Below are 22198 nucleotides of genomic sequence, written 5' to 3' on the forward strand. Positions count from 1 at the left end.
CCGCGGGGTAAGCACGGTTCCGTGGCAGGTCGGACTGACACGGACTGTGTAGCGCTTCTTCAGTCTTTCTTGTCGTTGAAGAGAAAGAGAAACATGTCGCGCAACCACGCGTGCGCGGGATCCGAGTCATGCCGGACATGCCAGAACATTCGGACATCGAAAAGCGGGGAGGGGAAAGGCAGTTCGGATATTTCCAGATCGAAATGGCGTTGAAAGAAACGCGCAATGCGTGATGGCACCGTGACCAGCAGATCGGACGATTCGATCACATCGGGAAGCGCGAAGTAATTCGGCATTCGCAGTGTGACATTGCGTTTAATGTTGCGGTCGGCGAACATTTCCTCGACCGGGTCGTCCGGCGGATTGATCACGGCATGCGAGGCCTGCTCGAACGCGTCCATCGTCAGATCGGTGCGAGGTCGATCCGCATTGCGTCTTCCGAGCACGACGCCGTGATCGCGAAACAGCGGCTGCTCGCGAAACGACTGGCGCGTCATGTTCAAATGACCGACCGCGATATCGACTTCCCGATCGCGCAGCATGCGCTCGTAGTTCGCTCTCGGCGCCTGCACGATCGCAAGCTTCACGCGCGGGGCGACGGTATTCAGGTGGCTCATCAACGATGGAACAAAAAGCATCTCGCCGACATCCGAAAGTAGCAAGCGGAATTCGCGCGTGCATTCCTCGGGTTTGAAATCGGCGGAGTCGATCAATGAGTCCCTGATCGTATCGAGTGCGTTGCGGATCGGCACAGCCAGCCTTTCGCATCGGGCTGTAGGCTCGAGTCCGTGCGGCGTTCGCGTAAATAGCGGGTCGTCGAGCGACGCCCGCAGGCGTGCCAGCGCATGGCTTACAGCGGGTTGACTCAGATGGACCTCTTGCGCCACTGCAGCGAGATTGCGCAGCCGATACACGGAATCGAATATCTTCAAGAGATTCAGATCGATTCGATTGATATCCATCGGCGTCTCCTTATCTCCTCTTTATCGTCGTCCCGCCAGTATCGGCAAGCCCCGGTTTTATACCACAGCACCTGAGCCCAGGTCATGCACGAAGTGAATAAGCCAGTTGTATGAATTTCAGTGGAGACGGCGTCGAGCCAACCCTACCATGTCCATGGCTGTCCAATCCTGCCGATCGACCCATGAGACGTTGGACCGCCGCCGGATTCGATATCCAGCACCCGCCTGACGACAAAAACCGGGTGATCCGTTAGACAACAGATTTTTCGAACAGGACGAAAGTCGAGAGAGAGAGGAAGACAGACATGGAATCAGCGGCTCGAAGTGCGCGCATCGTCGATTCATCGGATTTCAGGCAGTCCATGCGAGCCGTGGTCGCATCCGTCAACGTCATCACATGCCGTTACGAAGGTGCGCATTATGGCTTGACCGCCACGGCATTCTGCTCGGTCTGCGCCGAGCCACCCACGGTCCTGATTTGCGTGAATGGCAACGCGAGTGCATGCGAACGCCTCCGCCTGTCGGGGCAGTTCTGCGTCAATGTGCTGACTCCGGGCATGGAAGAGCTGGCGTCGGCGTTCGCGGGAAAGATCGCGCCCGAGCATCGCTTTGCATCGGGTCAGTGGCGCGAGCTCGAAAGCGGGAACCTGATGGTGGAGGGATGTGCGGCGGCATTCGATTGCGAGGTCAAGTCGGTGTTGCAGGAGGGCAGTCATTGGGTGATGGTGGGCACGGTGCGCCAATGCGAATACGCGACGACGCCTGCATTGGCCTATGCCAATGGTACCTATGGTCGTTTCGAGGCATCGCTTGCGGCGAGCTGAATCCAGATTATTTGAATTCGAAGGAGACACCCTGTGAATCGCAATCTTCAAACCGCATCGCGCGAATGGGAAGCCGTCGAAGACGCGCGCGCAGCGACGAATCCGCTATTCAATGACAACAAGCTCAAGCTCGGCTTGTTCGGTATGAACGCGGGATGGCATATCTATACGAGCGCCCCCGAGCGTTACGTGGCGGACTGGGACCGATGCGACGCGATTGCGGCGCAGGTGCAGCGCCTGGGTCTCGAAACCATGCTTTCGCTCGTCGGCTGGGGCGGCCGCCGCGAGCTGGAGCCGTTCACCTGGGCTGCCGGGCTCGCGGCGCGCCACTCGGAGCCTGCGCTCGTCTCGACGATGCACGTGCAACTGAACCACCCCGTGTTCGTTGCCAACGCGGCGGCCACGATCGATCGCATCTCGGGGGGACGGTTCGGCATCAATATCGTGGCGGGCGCGACACCCAGTACGTTCGGAACGTTTGGCATGCCGATCGAGGACCATGAAACGCGCTATGCGCATGCCGAAGAATTCATGCAGCTGCTTCGGCGGCTTTGGGTTGAAACCGAGCCCTTCGATTTCGAAGGGCGCTTCTACAAGGTCGAGCACGCGTGTAGCCAGCCAAAGGGCGTGCAAAGCTTCCCGGCGATACTCAATGCGGGCACTTCCGACCGGGGGCGGCGCTTTGCCTGTGAGTATGCCGATGCCATCTTCACGCATGTCCACGCAGATCCCGCACAGGCCGCGGCCCAGATTGCCGATTACAAGTCGTTTGCGTGGTCGGCGTTCAAGCGTCGCGTGCAGGTGTGGACGCATGGTTATGTCGTGATTCGGGACACCCGCAAGGAAGCCGAAGATTTTCTTGAGTACTATGCGTCGCAGTGTGCGGATCGGCCGGCTATCGCGGCTTGGGTCAAGGACCTTGGCATGGCCGCGCAATCGACCTCGGATGCGGACCGATGGAAGTTCGAGCGCACATGGGCCGCGGGTGGAGGCGTCAGCCTGGTCGGCACAGCACAGGACGTAGCCGACAAGCTGATCCAGCTTTCCAACGCGGGACTGGATGGCGTGCTGTTCGCGACGATCGAACCCGAGACCACGCTGAAATACCTCGGCACGGGGCTTTTGCCTCTGCTCGAACAAGCTGGGTTGCGCCGCGCGATTACCGCGTCACGATAGCCACTCCCGACGCTCGACTCATGGTCGTGTGCCGCCGCGCCAGCGCGGCGGCAGGGAAGCGCTTGCAAGTTTTCTTGCCACACAATAAATAAATTGGAGACAGACTGTGAAAAGAGTGGTAACGGCGACAATATTCGGATTCCTATGTATTACGGCGAACGCGCAAAGTAGCGTCACGTTGTATGGCCGGGTCGACAATGGTATTCAGTATCAGTCGGGTTTGCCCAATGGGCACCGGTTCGGCACGGAGTCCGGGTATGCCGAGGCGTCGCTATTCGGCCTGATCGGCGACGAGGATCTGGGAGGCGGAACTCGCGCGATATTCCAGCTCGAAGCGGCCGTGAATACCTTTACGGGTGGTTCGCTTGGCACGCTGTTCGGGCACGTGGCCGTGGTGGGATTGTCGAATGAACGCTTTGGCACGATCAGGCTCGGCGACCTCGGGACTCAGGAAGTTCAGTGGGACAGCTTTTATGTCGATCCCCAGTTGTTCCTCAACTATTCGCTGGCCACGCTGGTGCGCGGGCGCAACTGGTCCACGGCGGGAAACAGCTTGAAGTACAGTTCGCCGAATTTCGGTGGACTTTCATTCGCGGCGGAATATGACCTGACGAACAACACGTCGTGGAACAGCGGCAATCCCGGTAGCGGTCCGGGCACCTACGGTCAGGGCCAGGGGCGCTCGGACGGGATCAGGGTCCAGTACAGCGGGGCCCATATAGAGGCGATGGTGATTTACAACGAAGTGCGTGGCACCAGCGGAAAATTCGACAACGTGTATACCGCTTCGCGATCGATTCTGGCCGGGAGTCTCTTCTCGTTCGACCCAGTCAAAATCTATGCGGGCTACCAGCATTTAAGCGCACCCGACGCATCGGCTCAAGGCTATTTCGGTACGAACGCGGTGCCGGCTCTGCCGGCCGGCGTCTCGCTGCCAACAGCCGTCGATCACGAATGGATTGGCATTGCGTGGCAAGTCAACGCCGAAGCCGCGTTGCGCGCGGCGTGCTATCACGCCAATGCGAACCGGGGCAACGGCAACGCGACACTGTACACCGTTTCCGGATCGTACAATCTTTCGAAGCGTACGTATCTTTACGCCGAAGTCGGTTATGTGCATAACAGTTCAACGTCCAATATCGGCTTGAATGATGGCGCCGGAGATCCCTACGGCCCGAACGTCAATAATGATCCAGTTGTTGGCAGTGCAAACATCAGTCCGAACTACGGCGGCGGGCAGATCGGGACCTTTGCAGGGATTGTCACGCACTTCTAGGCATCTGCAGCTTGCTGCGCGCTGCACGAATTGAATCAGGCAACCATTGAGCAATGAAATCATGACTCGTTCGAATGATCCAGACCGACTCGGCATCGGTTATTTTTTCCCGGCCGGAAAGACCAACTTCGTCTATTCGGACGAAGCCGCGCGTCGCGTACCCGAAATGCGGCGAGGACCTCTGCTGGAACTCGCGCGGACCGCCGAGGAGGTCGGGTTCGACTCCCTGTTCATCGCGGACAACTGGTCGGGCCATCAGCGCGTGGCCGAGCAATTCGGGCACCAGTCGCCGGCGTTTCACGCGCCGCTTCTCGCGATGGCGCTGTTGACGGCGACTGAGCGCATCAGGGTGATCTCCACCTTCCATACGACTCACCACAAGCCTGCTCATGTCGCGCGCATGGGCGCGACGCTCGACGCATTCAGCGAGGGGCGCTGGGGATGGAATATCGTGACCGGATTCAGCGCGGATGAAGCAGCGCTATTCGGCGAGGAATTCGTCGACCACGACAAGCGATACGAGATGGCGTCGGAGTTCGTCGATATCGTCAAGCGCCTCTGGTCCGAAGCCGAGCCCATAGACGTCGAGGGCCAATACTATCGCGTCAAAGGGAGAATAAAGGTCCCGCGCCCTGTACAGAAGCCCCATCCGCGTCTTGTTTCCGCGGGTGCATCGGAGGCCGGCATGGCATTCGCCGCGCGTCATTGCGACGAGCTGGTGACGCTGGCGAGCAGCGTGGAGGGCCTCGACAAGGTGGGAGCCAAACTCTCGACGCTGACGCAGAACAATGGCCGCCGCGTGGGGCTCTGTCCATTCTCTCTGACCATTATTCGCGACGAGGATGGCCGCGCACAGGAGGAGTTCGACGGCTTGCTGAAGAGCCTCAACGTTGAGGCGACGAGAGAAATCGCGGCCGATGTGTTGGGATCGATCGAGTCGGCCCGTTCGATGTTCGACAAGATGGGGGCGGACGAGGCCGCAATTGCATTCGGAGGCGGCGGGTCAGTGCTCAAGCTGCTGGGAACGCCGCGGCAAGTCGCCGAGCAACTGATCGAGCTTAAGGCAAACGCCTCGATGTCGAGCATTCTGATCAATTTTCCGCTCTGGAGTCCTCAGGAGCTGAGAACTTTTACGAAGGTGCTGCCTTATCTGCGGGAAGCGGGGATCTGGAAACACCCTTCGGAATGCGACGCCGCATGATGAGCGGGAATAGCGGTTATCGCGCTACGCCGCGGAACATCAGAGACAGGGAATATCGATGAGCAGTGCGATGCACAATGAACCACAAACTGTCGTCTTGTCTACAGGCCAACGTCCGCGTATTGCGTTCGTCCAGGCTTGCTGGCACCGCGAGATCGTTGACCAATGCAGGACTTCGTTTTTGAAAACCATTCAGCAGCATGGTTACCGCCCCGAGGACATCGATGTATACGAAGTGCCCGGCGCATATGAACTTCCATTGCATGCCAGGCGGCTTGTGCAGGGCGGGCGTTACGACGCCGTGGTTGCAGCGGGCCTGGTCGTCGACGGCGGTATTTATCGCCATGACTTTGTTGCCCAGGCGGTGATCAATGGATTAATGCAGGTGCAACTCGAAACCGGGAAGCCGGTTTTCTCGGCGGTTCTCACGCCGCACCATTTTCATAGCTGTGAAGAGCACGTGGGTTTCTTTCGTGAACACTTTCTTTTGAAAGGGGCGGAGGTGGCAAATGCTTGCGCGGAGACGGTGAGTAAGCTGAGCGCGTTGCCGGGGGCGTGACGGCTTGTTCATGGCGTTCGATGCGGCAAGCGTCGCGCTCACCCTCCTGTTGCGAAGAAGGCTGGGCGGCTATCGCGTGAGGGAACTGACCTTGGGCGAATCCGATCGGACGTAGCGATCGTCGGTGTCGTACTTTTGCAACATTTCTGGCACGCAGCACGGCTCACAACATCGGGAGAATCCATGCCCCCCAGGCATAGCCGAATTTCGGCGGGTTAAACTTTGCGGAATAACGGGTTTCGCACGAGCGCAGGTAGACGACCTTCGCTCGTGCGGTTCTGCCACGTGCTCCGCATGGTTCATCAGACAAAAATGCATGGATGTCGCTTTTATCAGTCGTACCTGCGCATGGGTTCTCAAGGGTCGCAGCGCAACGGGCACGTAGATCTGCTAGCCCCGATGGTTGCGCGCAATGACTGATATCCGCGCCGACGGGCCCGATTTGTCCAGCCACTGGATGTGGGTCGGCAAGCTCGCACCGCCGCGCACGCAGCTCGAAGCCGTGCCCCGGCTCGCCTTGATCGAGCGTCTGCAGCGGCATGCCGACCGGCCGCTTACCTTGATCGTCGCGGCACCGGGCTTCGGCAAGACGACGCTGCTCGCCCAGTGGCGCGAGGCGCGGCGTGCGAGCGAAAGCGCGCATGCGCAGCCCGTTGCGTGGCTCTCGCTCGACGAGGCCGATGCCGATCCGAACCGCTTCCTCGTCTATCTGCTGCTGTCGCTCGAGGACGCCGGCCTCGATCTTGGCAGCCTTTCGGCGCTGGCCCATGCGCAGGCGCTCGATGCGCGCGAGCAGCGCACGATCGCCGCGCTGCTCCAGGCACTCGCGCGCGACGGACGCTGTTTTTCGCTGATGCTCGACGACTACCATCGCTCGGCGTCGCGCGCCGTCGACGAGATCGTGCTGATGCTGCTCGAACGCGCGACGCCGTGGCTGCATCTCGTGATCGCGAGCCGCACGCGGCCGGCCTGGCAGATCGCGACGCTCAAGGCGCGCGGGCTCGTTCACGAGATCGACGCGAGCGACCTTGTGCTTTCGCTGCCCGAGGCCACGCAGATTCTCGGCCGGGATCACGGGCCCTCGGTGCTCGCGACCGTGCATTCGAAGACGGAAGGGTGGGCCGTCGCGATTCAGCTTGCGCGCCTGTGGCTCGGGCGCGGCACGGCTTCGGCATTCGGCTTGCCGTCGTTCTCGGGGCACGTTGCCGAGATGGCGCAGTACATGGCCGAGCAGATTCTCGACAACTTGCCCGAGGACTGCCGCGACTTTCTCATCGAGACTTCGGTGCTCGAGCGCTTCAACGCCGACCTCGCCGATGTCGCGCGCGGACGCGAAGACAGTGCGGAACTGCTCGCACGGCTCACCTCGTTTCATGCGCTGCTGGTGCCGCTCGATGCGACCGGCACTTGGTTCCGCTACCACCTGCTGCTCTCCGATTTCCTGAGCCAGCGCCTGAATGCGCGGCGTGCCCGGCAGATTCACAGCGCCGCCGCGCAGTGGCTGGCGCAGCGCGGCGACTGGGTGCTGGCGGTATCGCACGCGCTGCGCGCGGAGGATACGGCGCTCGGTGTGCGGCTCGTTCTGGAGGCCGGCGGATGGGAGCTGGTGGTGCGTCACGGCATCCACTACACGCAGAGCCTGTTGCAGCAATTCGACGAGCGCGCGCGGCGCACCGACCCGGAGCTCGTGCTCATGCAGGCCTACCTCCAGGCCAAGCTCGGCGAGCCTGCACTGGCGATGGAACTGCTGCGCCTCGCGCAACCGGCTGTACAGGGCAACGCGCGCCTCGAACGCGATTTCATCGTGGTCGAGGCGCTGCTGCGCGGCTACTTCGATATCTTCGACGACGAATTGCGCCTGCCCGTCGACGATCAGGAGGCGAATCGGCGCCTGCCTGACGATCCGCTTGGACAGGCGACGCTGCTGTGCGTCGGCGCGGTAGCCGCGATGCGCCGCGCGCGCATGCAGGACGCGATCGAGGCGGCGCACGCCGCGCGCGTGCGCATGCGCGTGGTGACGAGCACGCTCGGCGAGAATTTTTGCCTGATGCACGAGGCGCTCGCGCTGTGCGCGACAGGCCGGATCGCGGCGGCGCGCGAACGGGTCGACGAAGCGCTCGCGCTGGCCGAAACGAACTTCGGCACCGACAGTTCGCTCAAGGCCGTGATGGGTTGCCTGAAGGCGCAGCATCTGTACCTCGAAGGCGCGTGGGCGAGCACCGAATCCTGGCTGTGCGAGGGGCAGGAAACGCTGGAGCACATAGACGGCTGGCTCGATCTGTTCGCCAATACCGCCGATGTCGCCTGGCGAGTCGGCCTGCGCCAGCACGGCATCGAGCATGCATGCGGCGTGCTCGATCACATCGAGCGCGTGGCGCAGCATCGCCAGTTGCCGCGCCTCGCGCAACTGGTGCGCATCTGGCGCGTGGATCTGTTCGCACAGTGCGGGCAGGGCGATCGTGCGCAGCAGGAAGCGCAGGCAATCGGCCTCGCGGCGGATGCGGACCCCGGCGCGCTGGACTGGCGGCTCTGCGAGGCCGCGGCGCTGGCCTTCGCGCGCCTGCGGCTCGCGACGGGCGCCGCCGTTGAAGCGTTCAGGCGGCTTACGCAGGATGCCGCGAAGCTGGAGCAAGCGGGTTTGCTGCTGCCGGCCTGGCGCTTGCGTCTGCTCGCGCTGATCGCGCAGCGCAAGAGCGCGAGCGGCCCGGCGCCCCGCGAGATCGAAGCGGCGCTCGAACCCGTGATCGTTCATCAGATTCCCGGGCTGTTGCTGGAGGCCGGTCCCGCCGTCCTGCCGTTCGTGCCGGCCGGCGACGCCGCGCCTGCGTTGCAGGCGGCCGTCTCGCAACTGCGCGGCTGGCGTGCCCACCCGGTGCGCCCGCGCGCGCAGTTCAGCGGCAAGGAAACCCAGATCCTCGGCCTGCTCGCGACCGGGCAGACCAACAAGTCGATTGCGCGTTCGCTCGATATCTCCGAAAACACGGTCAAGTTCCATCTCAAGCAGATCTTCCAGAAGCTCAGTGTCGACTCGCGGGCGGGCGCCATCGCGGCGGCCATGCAGCAGGGCCTGCTCCCCACGCAGCCGTGATTGACGGCGCATTCGCCGCTTCTTCATCCGCCCCTTCCTCCGAGACTACCCGCACAAAACTACCCATACGGGTAGGCGGGTAGGGCGGCGCGCCCCGGTCCTACTCGCCGCGCCGGTTGCCGCGCGCTTATTGGATTCATAAAGTCCGCCTCAGCAGCCGATCAACAGTCCGCGCCCGGCACATGCCGTGAGCGCGGTATCCGAACGCGGCCCATGCCGTTCGCAACGACATAGTTAGTCATGCTATCTATTAAAACAGGCAGCAATCAGTCAGCAACTTATCAGCCGGCGGCGTCTGAGCCGGCCATCGTGATGCAAGGAGAAATGCGATGACCCGTGGTGGAAAGACCATTCGTGTGGCGACCGATGTCGGCGGCACGTTTACCGATCTCGTCTACTTCGAGATCGATTCGGCGACCGGCTTGCAGACCGTTCGCACCGCAAAAACCGACACGACACCGCCGAATTTCGATCAGGGCGTGATCAATGTGCTCGAGAAGGCCCAGGTCAAGCTCGACGAAGTGAGCTTTCTGGCGCATGGGACGACCGTCGTCATCAACGCGTTGACGGAACGGCGCGGTGTGCGCACCGGGCTCATCACCACGGCGGGCTTTCGCGACGTGCTGGAGATCGCGCGCGCCAACCGTCCCGACTTTTTCAACCTCAAGTGGGTCAAGCCTACGCCGTTCGTGCCGCGGCATCTGCGCCGCGAGGTGGGCGGTCGCATCAATTACGACGGGCGCGAGCGCGAACCGCTCGACTTGCAGGCGCTCGCCGATATCGTGAAGGACTTTCGCCGGGCCGAGGTCGAGGCCGTGGCGATCTGCCTGTTGCACGCCTACGCGAATCCCGCGCACGAACGCGCCGTGCTAGAAGAAGTGCGCCGCCTGTGGCCCGAGGTGTCGGTCGTGGCTTCGCACCAGATCACGCGCGAATGGCGCGAGTATGAGCGCACGAGCACGGCGGTGCTTTCGGCCTACGTGCAGCCGCTTGCCTCGCGCTATCTGGATCAGCTCGAACAAGGCGTGCGCGCCAATGGCTATAGCGCGCCGCTCTACGTGATGCAGTCCAACTGCGGCGTCGATACGGTCGCCCATGCACGCGAAATTCCGATCACGATGGTCGAATCGGGTCCGGCAAGCGGCTTCTGGGGCGCGGCCGAACTGGGCCGCCTGATCGGCGAGCCGAACGTGCTCGCGCTCGACATCGGCGGCACCACGGCGAAGTGCTCGCTCATCGAGAACGGCCAGGTCGCCATCAAGACCGACTACTGGGTCGAGCGCGACCGCGTGAGCGCGGGCTATCCGATCATGGTGCCCGTGGTCGATCTCGTCGAAATCGGCAATGGCGGCGGCTCGATCGCGTGGATCGACGGCTTCGGCAAACTGCACGTCGGTCCCCAGTCGGCGGGCGCGTCGCCCGGTCCGGCAGCGTACGGCAATGGCGGCGAAAATGCCACCACCACCGACGCGAACCTCGTGCTCGGCCGCATCAACAAGGACTATTTCTGCGGCGGCGAAATGGTCGCCGACATGGCGGCCGTCGAGCGCGCGCTCGATCCGCTCACGGTGCAGCTCGGCATGACACGCGAAGAAATTTCCCGCGGTATCATTCGGATTGCGAACGATAACATGGTCAACGCGCTGAAGCTGGTGTCGCTCAATCGCGGCCGCGATCCGCGCGACTTCACGCTGGTCGCCTTCGGCGGCGGCGGTGCGATGCACGCGGTCGCGCTCGGCCAGGAGCTCGGTGTCAAGAAGGTGGTGATCCCGCGCGGCGCATCGGTGTTCTCGGCGTGGGGCATGACCATGTCCGACTTGCGCCGCGACCTGTTCGTGAACCGCTTCTTCCAGACCGCCGACGAAGGGGCGCTGGCCGCCGCGCAAGCCACGCTCGACGAGCTCGTCGAGGCCGCCGTGGCCCAGTTCGTCGACGAGGGCGTGGCGCGCGAGCAGTTGCGTCTCGCGATTCACTGCAAGCTGCGCTACCAGAATCAGGAGCACTCGGTGGAGGTGCCGCTCGGCACCGGTGAGCGCATCGCCGCGCAGTGGAGCGATATCGCGGCGCGCTTTCACACGATCTACGAAAAGCAGTACACGTACCGGCTCGATGCGCCGCTCGAGATCGTTGGCTTCCATATCGTCACGACGTCGGAGATCGGCAAGCTCGATCTTGCGGAACTGCCCACCACGGGCGCCGTGCTGGCGAGCGCCGTGAAGGGAACACGCCGCGTGGACTATGCGCTCGAAGGCGTGCACGAGGCCACCATTTACGACAACGCGAAGCTCGAACCGGGCATGACGTTCGCGGGCCCCGCAATCGTCGAGGACGCGGGCACGACCATCGTCGTGCATCCGGGCAACGCGGCGAGCGTCGATCGCCTCGGCAACCTTCACATCACGCTCTGAGAACGGAGAACGACGATGAGCAAAGTGGACATCTTTACGCTGGAGATCATCCAGAATTCGTTGCAGGCCATTGCCGATGAAATGTTCGCGGCGATGATCAAGACCGCGATGAGCCCGATCATCTATGAAGTGCTCGACATGGGCACCGGCATCACCGACGCGCAGGGCGAGATCGCGAGTTCGGGCTCGGGCGCGCCGGGCTTCATCGCGGTGCTCGACAAGGCGGTCAAGCGCATCCTCGCGCAGCACGCGCAACCGGGCGACATCGAACCGGGCGACGTGTTCATCACCAACGATCCGCACAGCGGCGGCGGCGTCACGCATCTGAACGACGTCGTGCTCGCCATGCCGGTGTTCGCCGGCAACCGACTGATCGCGTGGACCGCGAACATCGCGCATTGGAACGACGTGGGCGGCTCGGTGCCCGGCTCGCTCTCGACCAACGCGGGCGACATCTTCCAGGAGGGCCTGCGCCTTGCCTGCGTGAAGCTGATTTCCGGCGGCAAGCCGATCCGTCCGGTCATGCAGATCCTGCGCTCGAACACGCGCTTGCCCGATTTCATGGAAGGCGATCTGTGGGCTGGCATTGCCGCCGTGCGCGGCGGCTCGGCGCGCATCGTCGAGCTGGCCAGCAAGTATGGCGTCGATCTGTTCCTCGAGGCGGTGACGGATTTCATGAACCTCGGGGAGAAGGTCTCGCTCGGCGCGCTCAAGGACGCGCCGCGCGGCCGCTTCACGATGGACGAGTTGCAGGACGACGGACAGACGTTGCGCGTCACCGTGCAGATCGACGACGACGGCATGACCGTGGACTTGCGTGACAACCCGGCGCAATCGGCGGGCCCGCACAACCTGAGCCGCGACGGCACGGTCGTGGCCGCGCAGATGGCGTTCAAGGCCGTCACCGATCCGCGCGCCGCCACCAATGGCGGCACCTTCCGTCCGCTGACCGTGCTCACGCAGCCCGGCACGGTGTTTGAAGCGCAGAGCCCGGCCGCCGAGGGTTTCTACTTCGAGAACCTGATCCGCGCGCACGACCTGATCCTGCGCTGCCTCGCGGCGCATCTGCCCGAGCGTCTTCCCGCCGGCAACTTCGCATCGATCTGCGGCACCTTCATCAGCGGCGTGCATCCCGACACGGGACGCGCGTTTACGCTGGTCGAGCCCGAGATTGGCGGCTGGGGCGCCGAAGCGGGGCGCGACGGCAACAGCGCGGTCTATTCCGGCATGCATGGCGAAACCTATAACTGTCCCGCGGAGATCTGCGAAGCGCGCTACGGCCTGCACGTGGACTGCATGACGCTCAACGACGAACCAGGCGGCCATGGGCAGTTCCGCGGCGGCCGCGGCGTGCACGTGGAGTATCGGGTGCGCGCCGATCATACGCTGCTCACCTGCGGCTACACGCGCGCGAAGGTCCCGCCGTGGGGCCTCGCAGGCGGCGCGGACGGCTCGCTCAACTATGTCGAAGTGGTCCGCAAGGACGGCACGACCGAGCGGCATTCGATGGTGAGCGCGCTGTCACTCGACCGCGGCGACATCATCCGTATTCGCACCGCGTCGGGCGGCGGCTTTGGCGATCCGGCGGCGCGCTCGCACGCGGCGGTCATCGACGACGTCAAGAACGGCTACGTCAGCGCCGAAATCGCGCAGAGCGTATACGGCGTCTCGCTGTGAGCCGTGTGTTCTCTTCCCGCAGGTCATAGGGACTACTCATGTTTTTAGAAAGCTTGTATGTCGCGCGGCGCGAGGCGCTGCGCGAGAAGCTACGCAGCGGTCTCGTGCTGATGCTGGGCAACGTCGATGCGCCGATCAACTTCGCGCACAACGTTCATCCCTTCCGGCAGGACGCGACGTTCCGTTACTTCTTCGGCGTCAACCGCCCGGGCCTCGCGGCCATCGTCGATCTCGAGAGTGACGAAGATACGGTCTTCGGCGACGACGCCACACTCGACGACGAAATCTGGCTCGGCAAGACGCCGTCGCTCGCGAGCGAGTGCGAGCGCGCGGGCTGCCGTTCGGTGCGCGCTTACGCGGCGTTGGAGGACGCGATCGACCATGCGCTGCGCGATGGCCGCACGGTCCATTTCGTGCCGCCGTATCGCGCGGCGACCACACTGGAAATCGCGCGGTTGCTGGGCTGCGCGGCGCAGGATGTGGCGAGCCGCGCGTCGGCGGCGCTGATCGACGCCGTTGTCGCGCTACGCGAGATCAAGCGTGCCGAGGAAATCGCCGAGATCGAATCCGCCCTTGAAATAGCCGGAGAAATGCATCGAGCTGCGATGCGCGCCGCTCGCCCCGGTGCTCATGAACGCGACGGCGTCGCGCGGATGCACGAGGTGCTGACGCGCCACGGTGTTCTGGAGGCCTATCAATCGGTCTTCACGAAGCGCGGCGATATTCTGCACAACTTCAACTACGACGGCCAACTGGCGCGTGGCGATCTCGTCGTCAACGATTCGGGCGCGACGAGCGCGCTCGGCTACGCGAGCGACATCACTCGCACGCTGCCCGTGGGCGGACGCTTCGACACGCGCCAGCGCGAGCTCTACACGCTTTTGCTGGAGGCGCAGGACGTGGGCATTCGCGGCTCGCGCCCCGGCGTGCGTTACGCCGATGTGCACCGCGCCGCGGTCACGCATCTCGTCGAGGGCATGACGCAGATGGGCATCTTCAAGGGTCCCGTTGACGACGTGGTGTCGTCGGGCGCCTATGCGGTCTGCTTTCCGCACGGTCTCGGCCATCAACTCGGGCTCGACGTTCACGACATGGAATCGTATGGCGAAGACCGCGTAGGCTACGACGCCGAAACGGCGCGCAGCGCGCTGTTCGGCTTGCGCAGCCTGCGTATGGGCAAGCCGCTCAAGCGGGGCATGGTGCTCACGGTCGAGCCCGGCATCTACTTCATCGAGGCGCTGATCGAGCGCTGGGCGGCGGAGCAGCGCCACGCGAGCCTGATCGACTACGCCATATTGCGCCGCTACGTGGGAGTGGGCGGCATGCGTGTCGAGGACGAGATCGAAATCACGGCGGCCGGCGCACGCGTGATGGGCACGCCGATTCCCAAAACGGTGAGCGAGATCGAAGCGGTGATGGCCGACTGATCGCCTGCGAAACCCGCGCGCGTCGAAAAGGGCGCGCGCGGAGCTCCGGACGGTGCGCGAAGCACGCTGCTTAATAAGGATGACGAAATTTAAAATGGGCGGGAGAATGGCATGAAGGTTCAGCGTATGTTGGCGATCGGCGGAGCCGGTCTGATGCTTTTCGCAGGTGCCGCGCCGCTGGCGTGCGCCGACGAATTCATCGGTTACGGGCAGGCCGGCGCGCCGAATTCGTGGGCGCTCGAAGCGTTCCCGGTATATCAGCACACCAGTCCGAATTCCAACCAGATCTATTCGTCGTTCAATCCGGCGTATTTCACCGAGACCGGCTTTACCGGTACGCATCGCGATCAGTTCGAGTTCTGGATCAACGGTTCGGTCGGCTACGCGAACCCGCATGGGGTTCCCGGTGCGAGCGGCTTTGGAGGCGCGTATCCGAACCTTGGCATCGAGTACTACTACAACGTCGTGGTGCCCGACCAGCCCGTGGGCACGCCAGGCTACAAGACCTTCTGGACCAGTCCCACGCTCACGGTGAGCTTTCCGAACGGCAGTACGAAAGGCGCGGGCTTTGGCGCGGGCGCGAACCAGTATTCGTACAGCTTCAACGTCAACAACTACATCCAGATCGGGCGTGTAGGCGTGACCATCAATCCGGTCGAACTGACCTTTGCGTCGCGCAACCTGAACGCGACCGACATCGGCAACGGACAGATCGAGCATCTGCGCGGCGGCTTGAGTATGACGCTGCTCGACATCGCGGGCGGCTACCAGGTGCGCGACGACCTCTTCATCGGTCTGCACCATGCGTACAGCATCTACAGCGCGGCGGCATCCGATTTCGAGGAGATGCGCGAAGGCAAGATCGGTCCGGCGTTCAGCTATTACGGCCTTGCGAAATACGGCGTCTATATTTCCGGCAATCTCAACTTCGATTACTACACGTCGTCGAACCTGCGGCATTCGATTTCGTTCACGATGGCGCTCGTGAAATATCTGTAACGCGTTGGTAGATGCCTGGCATTCCAGACTAATCAGACTAACGGGTCTATCAAGGAGATCTGCAATGAGCAATCAATTCAAGGGTGAGCCGGCGGACGCGCCGGTTTCGGTACGCTGGCTCAATCCGGTGGGCATCGCGACCTGGAATCGCCCGATCGCTGAAATGCTGCACGCCATCAAGCAGCCGTCGACATCGGTGGAGGTGGTGTCGCTCGACATGACGCCGACGCCCACGCATCTGGAGTATCGCGCCTATGAGGCGCTGATCGACGAAAAGACCGTGGGTGTCGCGCGCGACGCCGGCGTGCAAGGCGTCGATGCGATGGTGATCGGCTGCTTCTACGACCCCGCACTCGAAGCGGCGCGCGAAATCTCGGCACAGACCGTCGTGGTGGGGCCGTGCCAGGCGAGCCTGCAGATCGTGGCGAATCTGGCCAATCGCTTTTCGGTGATCGTGGGCCGCGAGAAATGGGTCGAGCAGATGCGCGAGCGTGTGCGCGGCTATGGCATGCTCGATCGCCTTGCGTCCATGCGTTCGCTCGATATGGGCGTGAACGACTTCCAGGCCGATCCGGAGCGCACACGCGCTCGCATCATCGAACAGGCGCGCCGCGCCGTGGAGGAAGACCGTGCGGAAGCCGTGATTCTTGGCTGCACGATCGAATTCGGCTTCTTCGACGCCGTTCAGCAGGCGGTCGGTGTGCCCGTGATCGATCCGGTCGTGGCCGCCTTCAAGCTTGCGGAGTCGCTCGCGCAGTTCAAGCGCCGGTTCGGCTGGCAGCCGTCGCGTGTGTGGAGTTGCGAGCCGCCGCCCGAAAGCGAGCTGCACGACTTCGGCCTGTTTGCCGGGCCCGCGCCGCTCGGCGACGTCGTGACGTGCTGAACCGCGGTCACCATTCACATCGGCATATCGACAGGGAAAATCATGACGCATTCTTCGCAGAACGCCGGCGGGGCGCTACCGCCGGCACTCGCGGCGGGCCTCGCCGCGGGCGCGGCTGGCTTCGACGACGCCGCGCGCCATGGCGCGCAGCCGCATTCGACCACGGCGATTCAGGTCGGCAAGGTCTTCGAGACGCTGCCGCTCACGCGCGAGCATCTGAAAGGCTGTCTCGCGCTCTTCTTCGTATTCGTGATCGAAGCGTGGGAGATGATGATCATCGTCTACAGCTCGCCGCTGATCTCGCGCGATTTCAATCTCGGGCCGGTCGCGATCGGCAACCTGATCGGCGCGATCTTCGTGGGCATGGGGATTGGCTCGATCTTCTGGGGGCCGCTTTCGGAACGACTCGGCCGCAAGACGTCGGTGATCTGGAGTCTCGTGATGTACGGCGTGGTCTCCACGGCGAGCGCGTTTTCGCCCGACTATGCCGTGCTTTACGCGCTGCGGCTCGTCTCCGGCATCGTTGCGGCGGGTATGCTGGTGGTGACGTTCCCGTATTTCGAGGAGTTGCTGCCGGTCCACAAGCGCGGACCGTTCACGGTCTATCTCGCGGCAGGCTGGCCCATCGGCATGATGCTCGCCGTGGGCGCCACGATCTGGCTGATGCCGTTCGGCTGGCGCTGGGTGATCGGCGTGAGCTCGGTGGCGGCGTGCTGGGCGCTCGTGGTGGCGCGCTGGGTGCCGGAGTCGCCGTACTGGCTTGCCGCTGCGGGGCGGCAGGAGGAGGCTCGCGCGGCGATCGCGCGTTTGAGCCGTGGCGCGCTATCCATCTCGCCGCAACAAACGCTCACCGTGGAAGCGGTCGTGCGCAGCGTATGGCGCGATATCTTCGCGGGCCGAACTCTCGTCATGACGATGCTGCAGGTGTGCATCAACTTCACGTTCGCATGGGGATACTGGGGACTGCAAACATGGCTGCCCACCTTGCTCCAGCAACGCGGATTGAGCCTGCCGCAAAGCTATGGCTTTATCGCCATCTCGGCCTTGTGCATGATTCCCGGCTATATCAGCGCGTCGTTCCTCACCGGGCGCTTCGGCCGCAAGAAAGTGATGATCGCCTATGTGGCGCTTTCGGCGGTCGCGGGCTACGTGTTCGCCAATGCACAAACGCAAGGGACGCTCTACTTCAGCAATTTCGCGCTCGCGTTCTTCAGCCTCGGCGCGTGGGGCGTCTGGGATACCTGGGTCGGCGAAATGTACGCGACGCGGTTACGCACTATCGGCTATAGCTGGGCCATTTTTGCACAGCGCGTTGCCAACTTCGCCGCGCCCGCCTTTATCGGCTTTCTGGTCGCGCGCGGCTCGTCGTTCAACATGACGACCACCTTCATCAATCTGTTTCTCGTCGTCACGGTATTGCTCGCGCTGCTGTTGCCGGAAACCGAGGGCAAGGAGCTCGCATGACCCGCAACGAACACGATGCATGCCCGGCGCCAGCCGTTGGCACATGGCGAAACCAGTATGGCTCGCTGCTCGACATCACCGGGCATGACACCAGCGGATTCGTTTCCGGCACGTATCGCTCCGAAACGGGGGCGACCGGAACGTATCCGGCGGTGGGCTGGATCGGCGAGGCGCACGAGGGCAATTGTCCGTTCGCGATCTCGGTGTTCTGGCGCCCGCTCGACAGCGACGTAGTCGATCCGGGCTGGCACTGGGTCTCCGTGATGACGGGCGTGCTCTATACGGACACGCATTTGCAGGTGCAGCACGGCCTTGTGGCCTCCGGTTCCTTCGATGCGGTCGAATTGAGCGAGCCAGGCGTTTATTCGGAAACGCTGGTGTTCGATCGCGTGAGCGCGCCGCCTCGGGCGGTCGAGCAGGGCGCGCCGAAGGCGGCGGCAAGCCGCGCAGTGGGCTTGCGCGGCGAGCCGCATGGCTGGATCGAATCCATCGACTACGTGTACGACGAAGCGGGCCGCGTGAGCGGTACGCTCACGACGCGCGACGGCGTGGCGCTGCCTGTGGCTGGCTTCATTGACCCGGCACCTCAGGGCGCCTTGCAAAGCGTCTCGCTCACCATGCTGAAGCCCGGCAACGACGGGCGCGCGAAGGCTATCGGCGTAGGCGGTTTTGTCGATCGACTCGCGAAACGTGCCGCGCTCGAACGCTTCACGGCGCGCGCCGTCGCGCACGGCAATCGCTATGCCGGTGTCTCGATTGCTCACGACGCGCTCGCGGTCGCGTTCATCGACAGCCCATCTAAAGGGAGTCACGGGTCTTCGCATGAGGCCAGCGGGCCATGACAGCAATCTTTGTACGACGACGGAACCACGAGGAGAACAACACCATGAACCGGATGCGAACCCAGATCATTGCCGTTGCGCTGGCGCTTGTAACGGGCGCGGCTTGCGCGCAAGGCGGCTCGCCGCTCACGCCGGAATCGGCTTCGGAGATTGTCGCGGCAACCGCACGCAACAAGCAGATGGTCGCGGACGTGCGCCAGTTGCTTGCGGCCACTGGAATCGACGCAAGCAAGGTCAAGGTACGCGCGCGCGACGGCGTCGTGACATTGAGCGGGAAGGTTGCCGATACGGCCGCGGCCGACGCCTGTGCGTCTGCGGCAGCCTCGGTTAGCGGCGTGACAAGCGTGCGGAACAAACTACATACGATGAAATGAAACGGCCCACGGTAATCTGCTTCAATGGGTGCATGGCAATAATCTTGTTGGAGGCCTTCTCATGCCTATTATCAGAATAGAACTCTCCCCGGGCAGAACGCCCGAGCAAAAGGCGACTTTCCTTTCCGAACTCACCAGTCTGGCTGCGAGAGTTCTGAAATGCCCTGTTGAATCGATCGATGTGCTGTTTGTCGAGATCGAGCCTTCGAATTGGGCGCATGGCGGAAAGTTCTATGCGGCGCCGATGTAGTTGTCGGATCTGGATGCGCCGTCGGCGGCGCTAATAGCGTGGCCGGATGCGGGGCAAGCACGACTCAACCCACGCCCCCCATCAAGCCCGTCTCCCCACTCCCCGCAACCGGATCGCCCGACACGACACGATTTCTACCTCCTTCCTTGGCGGCATAAAGCCGTTGATCAGCTATCCGAATCAATGCGTCGAGGTCGGCGCGCCGGTCCGCCATGCGCTCGGCCACACCAATCGAGACAGTGAAACGGATTTTCGGATTGCGCGGGGCGCCCTTCGGGGTCGGCTTGAGATCTTCGATCAGCGTCGGCTCGTCGCGATGCAGAGGGGGAATCGTCGCGAGCTCCCGGGCGCCGATGCCCCGGATGGGCGCGTCGGGATCGGGAACGCTCACGCTCCAGAGCGCATGTTGCTGGGCATCGAGCCCCGCCTGCAGCGGGGCGTCCGTTACGGGATCGAGATGCGGCGACTGCTCCGCAATCAGTCGTTCGGCGGTTCCCCGCAGGAAGGCCTGCTGCCGCATGACCCCGCGAATGCCGGTGTCCAGCGCGAACGCCTGCAATTCGAGCCGATGGGCGCGCTCGCGCGCCGCCAGAGCCTGTGCTCCGGCTTGCCCGATGGCGTGGCTGGGTCCATGTGTGCTCCACGGGTTTGCGCCCTGATTTTTCGCCGAATGATTCGCCAAACCGCCGCTTCGAGATGCTGTGTAATGCCGGACGGCTTTTATGAATCTTCCAGCTGCCGTTACCCGTCGCTCTGCACCCCAAATCGACGATAAAGCCGCCGCGCCGCATAGTCGAGCAGAAACCCCAACGCGCCAATCACGAGCACGACCGCCATTAGCTCCGAATACGCGAGCCGGTCGCGCGTATCGAGAATCAGATAGCCGAGCCCCGAACTCACGCCGAGCATTTCGGCGGGCACGAGCACGATCCACAGGATGCCGATGGCGAGCCGCACGCCCGTGAGCACGTGCGCGGCGATGCCCGGCACGTAGATGTGCCAGAGCATTTCGGTGCGCGTCGCGGCGAGGCTCTCGCCAAGCTGGACCCAGCGCACGTCGATGTGCTGGACGCCGGCCGCCGTGCTCATGACGATGGGCCACACCGCCGCGAACGCCAGCAGGAAGTACACCGGCGGATCGCCCACGCCGAGCGACATCACGGCAATCGGCATCCACGAAAGTGGCGAGATCATGCGCAGGAATTGCAGCGCGGGCGAGAGCGCCGTTTCGAGCGCCTTCACGCGGCCGATCAGAAAGCCGAGCGGCACGCCAATCGCCATCGCCAGCGCGAGACCGACGCCGATGCGCCGCAGGCTCGCGCCGATATGCGCGAACAGCCGATCTTCGCTGACGAGCGAAGGGAAGGTCTGCAGCGCCGCGAGCGGGCCGAATTGCGCGGCGAGCGGGTTGTGACGCGCGAGCGCCGTCACGCCGATCCACCAGAGCGCGAGAATCGCCGCGAGGCCGAGCATGCCGAGCGCCGCGCGGGCGAGCCGGCCGCGCGCGCGTTGGCGGCGCACGCCGCCGGCTGGTGCGGCGGCGCGATGCGCGGGGCCGGAGCGGGCAGGCAGGCTAGACAACGATCGTCTCCGTGCGTGCATAGGTGGTTGGCAGTCCAAACGTCTTCATGCCGCCCACGGCTTCGATGCTCTTCTTCACGAAGCGGTCGTCGACGAGATCGCGCGCGACGAACGCCGGGTCGAGCGTCTTGAGGAACTGCCCGTTGCCTTCGACCTGAGTTGTCTTGAGGCGCCGCACGAGTTCCTCGGTGTACGCGGGGTAGGGATAGGGCTGGAAGTCGATGCGCTTCTCGTGCCAGTCGCCGTGAACGATGGCGCGGTCGGCGAGATAGCGCGCTTCGTCGGCGGGCGTGGGCGCGAGCACGCTTTGCAGCAGGCCGGCCGCGTGCGGCGTGTAGTGGTTGGCGCCGCTCTTGGAGAGCAGTTGCGCGGCCTCCTGCGGATGCGCGCGCGTCCACACTTGCGCCTGCACGATCGCATCGACGACTTTCTGCGACCACGCGGGACGCTCGCTGAGGTCGCGCTCGTGCATGAACACCACGCAGCATGCGTGATCGCGCCATACGTCGCCCGTGAAGCGCAGGATCTTGCCGACCTTGAGCGCCTCCGCCGCCGCGTTGAACGGCTCCGCGACGATGTAGCCCGCGATCTGCTTCGCGGCGAGCGCGGGCGGCATGTCGGAAGGCGCCATCACGACGAGGCGCACTTCGTTGGGCTTGAGCGCGCCGTCCTTCGTGAGCACCGGCGTAAGTCGTTGTGCGCGCAACATGTCTTGCAACACGACGTTATGAATGGAATACCAGAACGGCACCGCGAAGGTCTTGCCGCCCAGATCGGCGAGCGTGCCGATCTCGGGGGCGACCGTGAGCGCCGATCCGTTGACGTGATTCCACGCCACGACTTTCGCGGGGGCGCGGCTGCCGTAGCGCGCCCAGATCGTCATGGGCGAGAGCAGGTGGACGACGTTGACCTGACCGGAGAGGAAGGCCTCGACGAGCTGCGCCCAGCTGCGCAGCAGCGTGGGTTTTTCGACCTGCAAGCCCGCCTGCGCGAAATAGCCGTTGTTGTGCGCGACGAGCAGCGGGGCGGCGTCGGTGATAGGCAGATAGCCGATGCGCAGCGGGGCGTCCGGTTCGCTCGCGGCGCGCGCGTCGAGTGCGCCGAGCAGCGGCGCGGCGCCTGCGAGCGTGAAAAGCGATGCGAGCTTGAGCCACTCGCGGCGGGTCATCGGAAGCTGGCACATGCGGGGGGGCGTCCTCGTCGGTGG

At 63.7% G+C, this 22198-nt stretch carries 19 protein-coding genes; 15 read left to right on the forward strand and 4 right to left on the reverse strand.

Going from position 1 to position 22198, the window contains the following annotated elements; all coding sequences use genetic code 11:
* Nucleotides 1-59: 59 nt before the first annotated feature.
* Entirely contained in the window at nt 60-962 is a 903-nt protein-coding gene (locus U5775_RS31585) for a LysR family transcriptional regulator (protein WP_322062054.1), read from the reverse strand.
* Nucleotides 963-1267: 305 nt separating this feature from the next.
* Between U5775_RS31585 and U5775_RS31590 the strand changes: the two genes are divergently transcribed.
* The 15 genes from U5775_RS31590 (at nt 1268) to U5775_RS31660 (ending at nt 19410) form a co-directional block, all read left to right on the forward strand.
* Entirely contained in the window at nt 1268-1786 is a 519-nt protein-coding gene (locus tag U5775_RS31590) for a flavin reductase family protein (RefSeq protein ID WP_322062055.1), read from the forward strand.
* A gap of 33 nt (nt 1787-1819) precedes the next feature.
* Nucleotides 1820-2962, forward strand: coding sequence for an LLM class flavin-dependent oxidoreductase (locus U5775_RS31595; RefSeq protein WP_322062056.1), 1143 nt, complete (start codon nt 1820-1822; stop codon nt 2960-2962).
* A 106-nt stretch (nt 2963-3068) separates the two neighbouring features.
* The gene (locus U5775_RS31600; RefSeq protein WP_322062057.1) at nt 3069-4238 is read left to right on the forward strand and encodes a porin; all 1170 of its coding nucleotides are present in this window, start codon (nt 3069-3071) and stop codon (nt 4236-4238) included.
* A 61-nt stretch (nt 4239-4299) separates the two neighbouring features.
* On the forward strand, nt 4300-5439 hold the full coding sequence (locus U5775_RS31605) for an LLM class flavin-dependent oxidoreductase (protein ID WP_322062058.1): 1140 nt from the start codon (nt 4300-4302) through the stop codon (nt 5437-5439).
* Between the two features lie 58 nt (nt 5440-5497).
* The gene (locus tag U5775_RS31610) at nt 5498-5998 is read left to right on the forward strand and encodes a 6,7-dimethyl-8-ribityllumazine synthase (protein ID WP_322062059.1); all 501 of its coding nucleotides are present in this window, start codon (nt 5498-5500) and stop codon (nt 5996-5998) included.
* A 412-nt stretch (nt 5999-6410) separates the two neighbouring features.
* A complete protein-coding gene (locus U5775_RS31615) occupies nt 6411-9086 on the forward strand; it encodes a LuxR C-terminal-related transcriptional regulator (RefSeq protein ID WP_322062060.1) in 2676 nt (891 codons plus the stop codon).
* A gap of 329 nt (nt 9087-9415) precedes the next feature.
* On the forward strand, nt 9416-11494 hold the full coding sequence (locus U5775_RS31620; RefSeq protein WP_322062061.1) for a hydantoinase/oxoprolinase family protein: 2079 nt from the start codon (nt 9416-9418) through the stop codon (nt 11492-11494).
* Between the two features lie 15 nt (nt 11495-11509).
* Nucleotides 11510-13171: a hydantoinase B/oxoprolinase family protein gene (locus U5775_RS31625; protein ID WP_322062062.1), complete on the forward strand. Its 1662-nt coding sequence runs from the start codon at nt 11510-11512 to the stop codon at nt 13169-13171.
* A 38-nt stretch (nt 13172-13209) separates the two neighbouring features.
* Complete coding sequence (locus U5775_RS31630) at nt 13210-14598, forward strand: Xaa-Pro aminopeptidase (protein ID WP_322062063.1); 1389 nt, start codon at nt 13210-13212, stop codon at nt 14596-14598.
* A gap of 153 nt (nt 14599-14751) precedes the next feature.
* Complete coding sequence (locus U5775_RS31635) at nt 14752-15597, forward strand: hypothetical protein (protein ID WP_322062064.1); 846 nt, start codon at nt 14752-14754, stop codon at nt 15595-15597.
* A gap of 64 nt (nt 15598-15661) precedes the next feature.
* The gene (locus tag U5775_RS31640; RefSeq protein WP_322062065.1) at nt 15662-16480 is read left to right on the forward strand and encodes an aspartate/glutamate racemase family protein; all 819 of its coding nucleotides are present in this window, start codon (nt 15662-15664) and stop codon (nt 16478-16480) included.
* Nucleotides 16481-16522: 42 nt separating this feature from the next.
* Nucleotides 16523-17944, forward strand: a complete 1422-nt coding sequence (locus U5775_RS31645) for an MFS transporter (protein ID WP_322062066.1) — start codon at nt 16523-16525, stop codon at nt 17942-17944.
* Nucleotides 17941-18786 (forward strand): avidin/streptavidin family protein, encoded by an 846-nt coding sequence (locus tag U5775_RS31650; RefSeq protein WP_322062067.1) that lies wholly within the window; start codon nt 17941-17943, stop codon nt 18784-18786. Before U5775_RS31645 ends, U5775_RS31650 begins: the two co-directional genes overlap by 4 nt.
* 44 nt (nt 18787-18830) lie before the next feature.
* Entirely contained in the window at nt 18831-19160 is a 330-nt protein-coding gene (locus U5775_RS31655) for a BON domain-containing protein (protein WP_322062068.1), read from the forward strand.
* A gap of 61 nt (nt 19161-19221) precedes the next feature.
* Nucleotides 19222-19410 carry a 4-oxalocrotonate tautomerase gene (locus U5775_RS31660; protein WP_322062069.1) on the forward strand — a complete coding sequence of 63 codons (189 nt, stop codon included), beginning with the start codon at nt 19222-19224 and terminating at the stop codon, nt 19408-19410.
* A 64-nt stretch (nt 19411-19474) separates the two neighbouring features.
* Here the strand turns inward: U5775_RS31660 and U5775_RS31665 are convergent, their stop codons facing one another.
* Genes U5775_RS31665 through U5775_RS31675 form a run of 3 tightly spaced genes read right to left on the reverse strand, consistent with a single transcriptional unit; the run spans nt 19475 to nt 22174 of the window.
* Nucleotides 19475-20092: a diguanylate cyclase domain-containing protein gene (locus U5775_RS31665; RefSeq protein ID WP_322062070.1), complete on the reverse strand. Its 618-nt coding sequence runs from the start codon at nt 20090-20092 to the stop codon at nt 19475-19477.
* 59 nt (nt 20093-20151) lie between these two features.
* A complete protein-coding gene (locus tag U5775_RS31670) occupies nt 20152-20991 on the reverse strand; it encodes an ABC transporter permease (RefSeq protein WP_415913697.1) in 840 nt (279 codons plus the stop codon).
* Nucleotides 20984-22174 (reverse strand): ABC transporter substrate-binding protein, encoded by a 1191-nt coding sequence (locus U5775_RS31675; RefSeq protein WP_322062071.1) that lies wholly within the window; start codon nt 22172-22174, stop codon nt 20984-20986. Before U5775_RS31675 ends, U5775_RS31670 begins: the two co-directional genes overlap by 8 nt.
* Nucleotides 22175-22198 lie beyond the last annotated feature (24 nt).

It is taken from the genome of Paraburkholderia sp. J63, assembly GCF_905220245.1.
Classification (GTDB): Bacteria; Pseudomonadota; Gammaproteobacteria; order Burkholderiales; family Burkholderiaceae; genus Paraburkholderia.

Excerpts from the sequence above, each read along its gene's own strand:
- U5775_RS31585 (WP_322062054.1), bottom strand. The coding sequence starts at position 962 with ATGGATATCAATCGAATCGATCTGAATCTCTTGAAGATATTCGATTCC.
- U5775_RS31590 (WP_322062055.1), top strand. The coding sequence starts at position 1,268 with ATGGAATCAGCGGCTCGAAGTGCGCGCATCGTCGATTCATCGGATTTC.
- U5775_RS31605 (WP_322062058.1), top strand. The coding sequence starts at position 4,300 with ATGACTCGTTCGAATGATCCAGACCGACTCGGCATCGGTTATTTTTTC.
- U5775_RS31610 (WP_322062059.1), top strand. The coding sequence starts at position 5,498 with ATGAGCAGTGCGATGCACAATGAACCACAAACTGTCGTCTTGTCTACA.
- U5775_RS31615 (WP_322062060.1), top strand. The coding sequence starts at position 6,411 with ATGACTGATATCCGCGCCGACGGGCCCGATTTGTCCAGCCACTGGATG.
- U5775_RS31620 (WP_322062061.1), top strand. The coding sequence starts at position 9,416 with ATGACCCGTGGTGGAAAGACCATTCGTGTGGCGACCGATGTCGGCGGC.
- U5775_RS31625 (WP_322062062.1), top strand. The coding sequence starts at position 11,510 with ATGAGCAAAGTGGACATCTTTACGCTGGAGATCATCCAGAATTCGTTG.
- U5775_RS31630 (WP_322062063.1), top strand. The coding sequence starts at position 13,210 with ATGTTTTTAGAAAGCTTGTATGTCGCGCGGCGCGAGGCGCTGCGCGAG.
- U5775_RS31635 (WP_322062064.1), top strand. The coding sequence starts at position 14,752 with ATGCTTTTCGCAGGTGCCGCGCCGCTGGCGTGCGCCGACGAATTCATC.
- U5775_RS31640 (WP_322062065.1), top strand. The coding sequence starts at position 15,662 with ATGAGCAATCAATTCAAGGGTGAGCCGGCGGACGCGCCGGTTTCGGTA.
- U5775_RS31645 (WP_322062066.1), top strand. The coding sequence starts at position 16,523 with ATGACGCATTCTTCGCAGAACGCCGGCGGGGCGCTACCGCCGGCACTC.
- U5775_RS31650 (WP_322062067.1), top strand. The coding sequence starts at position 17,941 with ATGACCCGCAACGAACACGATGCATGCCCGGCGCCAGCCGTTGGCACA.
- U5775_RS31655 (WP_322062068.1), top strand. The coding sequence starts at position 18,831 with ATGAACCGGATGCGAACCCAGATCATTGCCGTTGCGCTGGCGCTTGTA.
- U5775_RS31660 (WP_322062069.1), top strand. The coding sequence starts at position 19,222 with ATGCCTATTATCAGAATAGAACTCTCCCCGGGCAGAACGCCCGAGCAA.
- U5775_RS31675 (WP_322062071.1), bottom strand. The coding sequence starts at position 22,174 with ATGTGCCAGCTTCCGATGACCCGCCGCGAGTGGCTCAAGCTCGCATCG.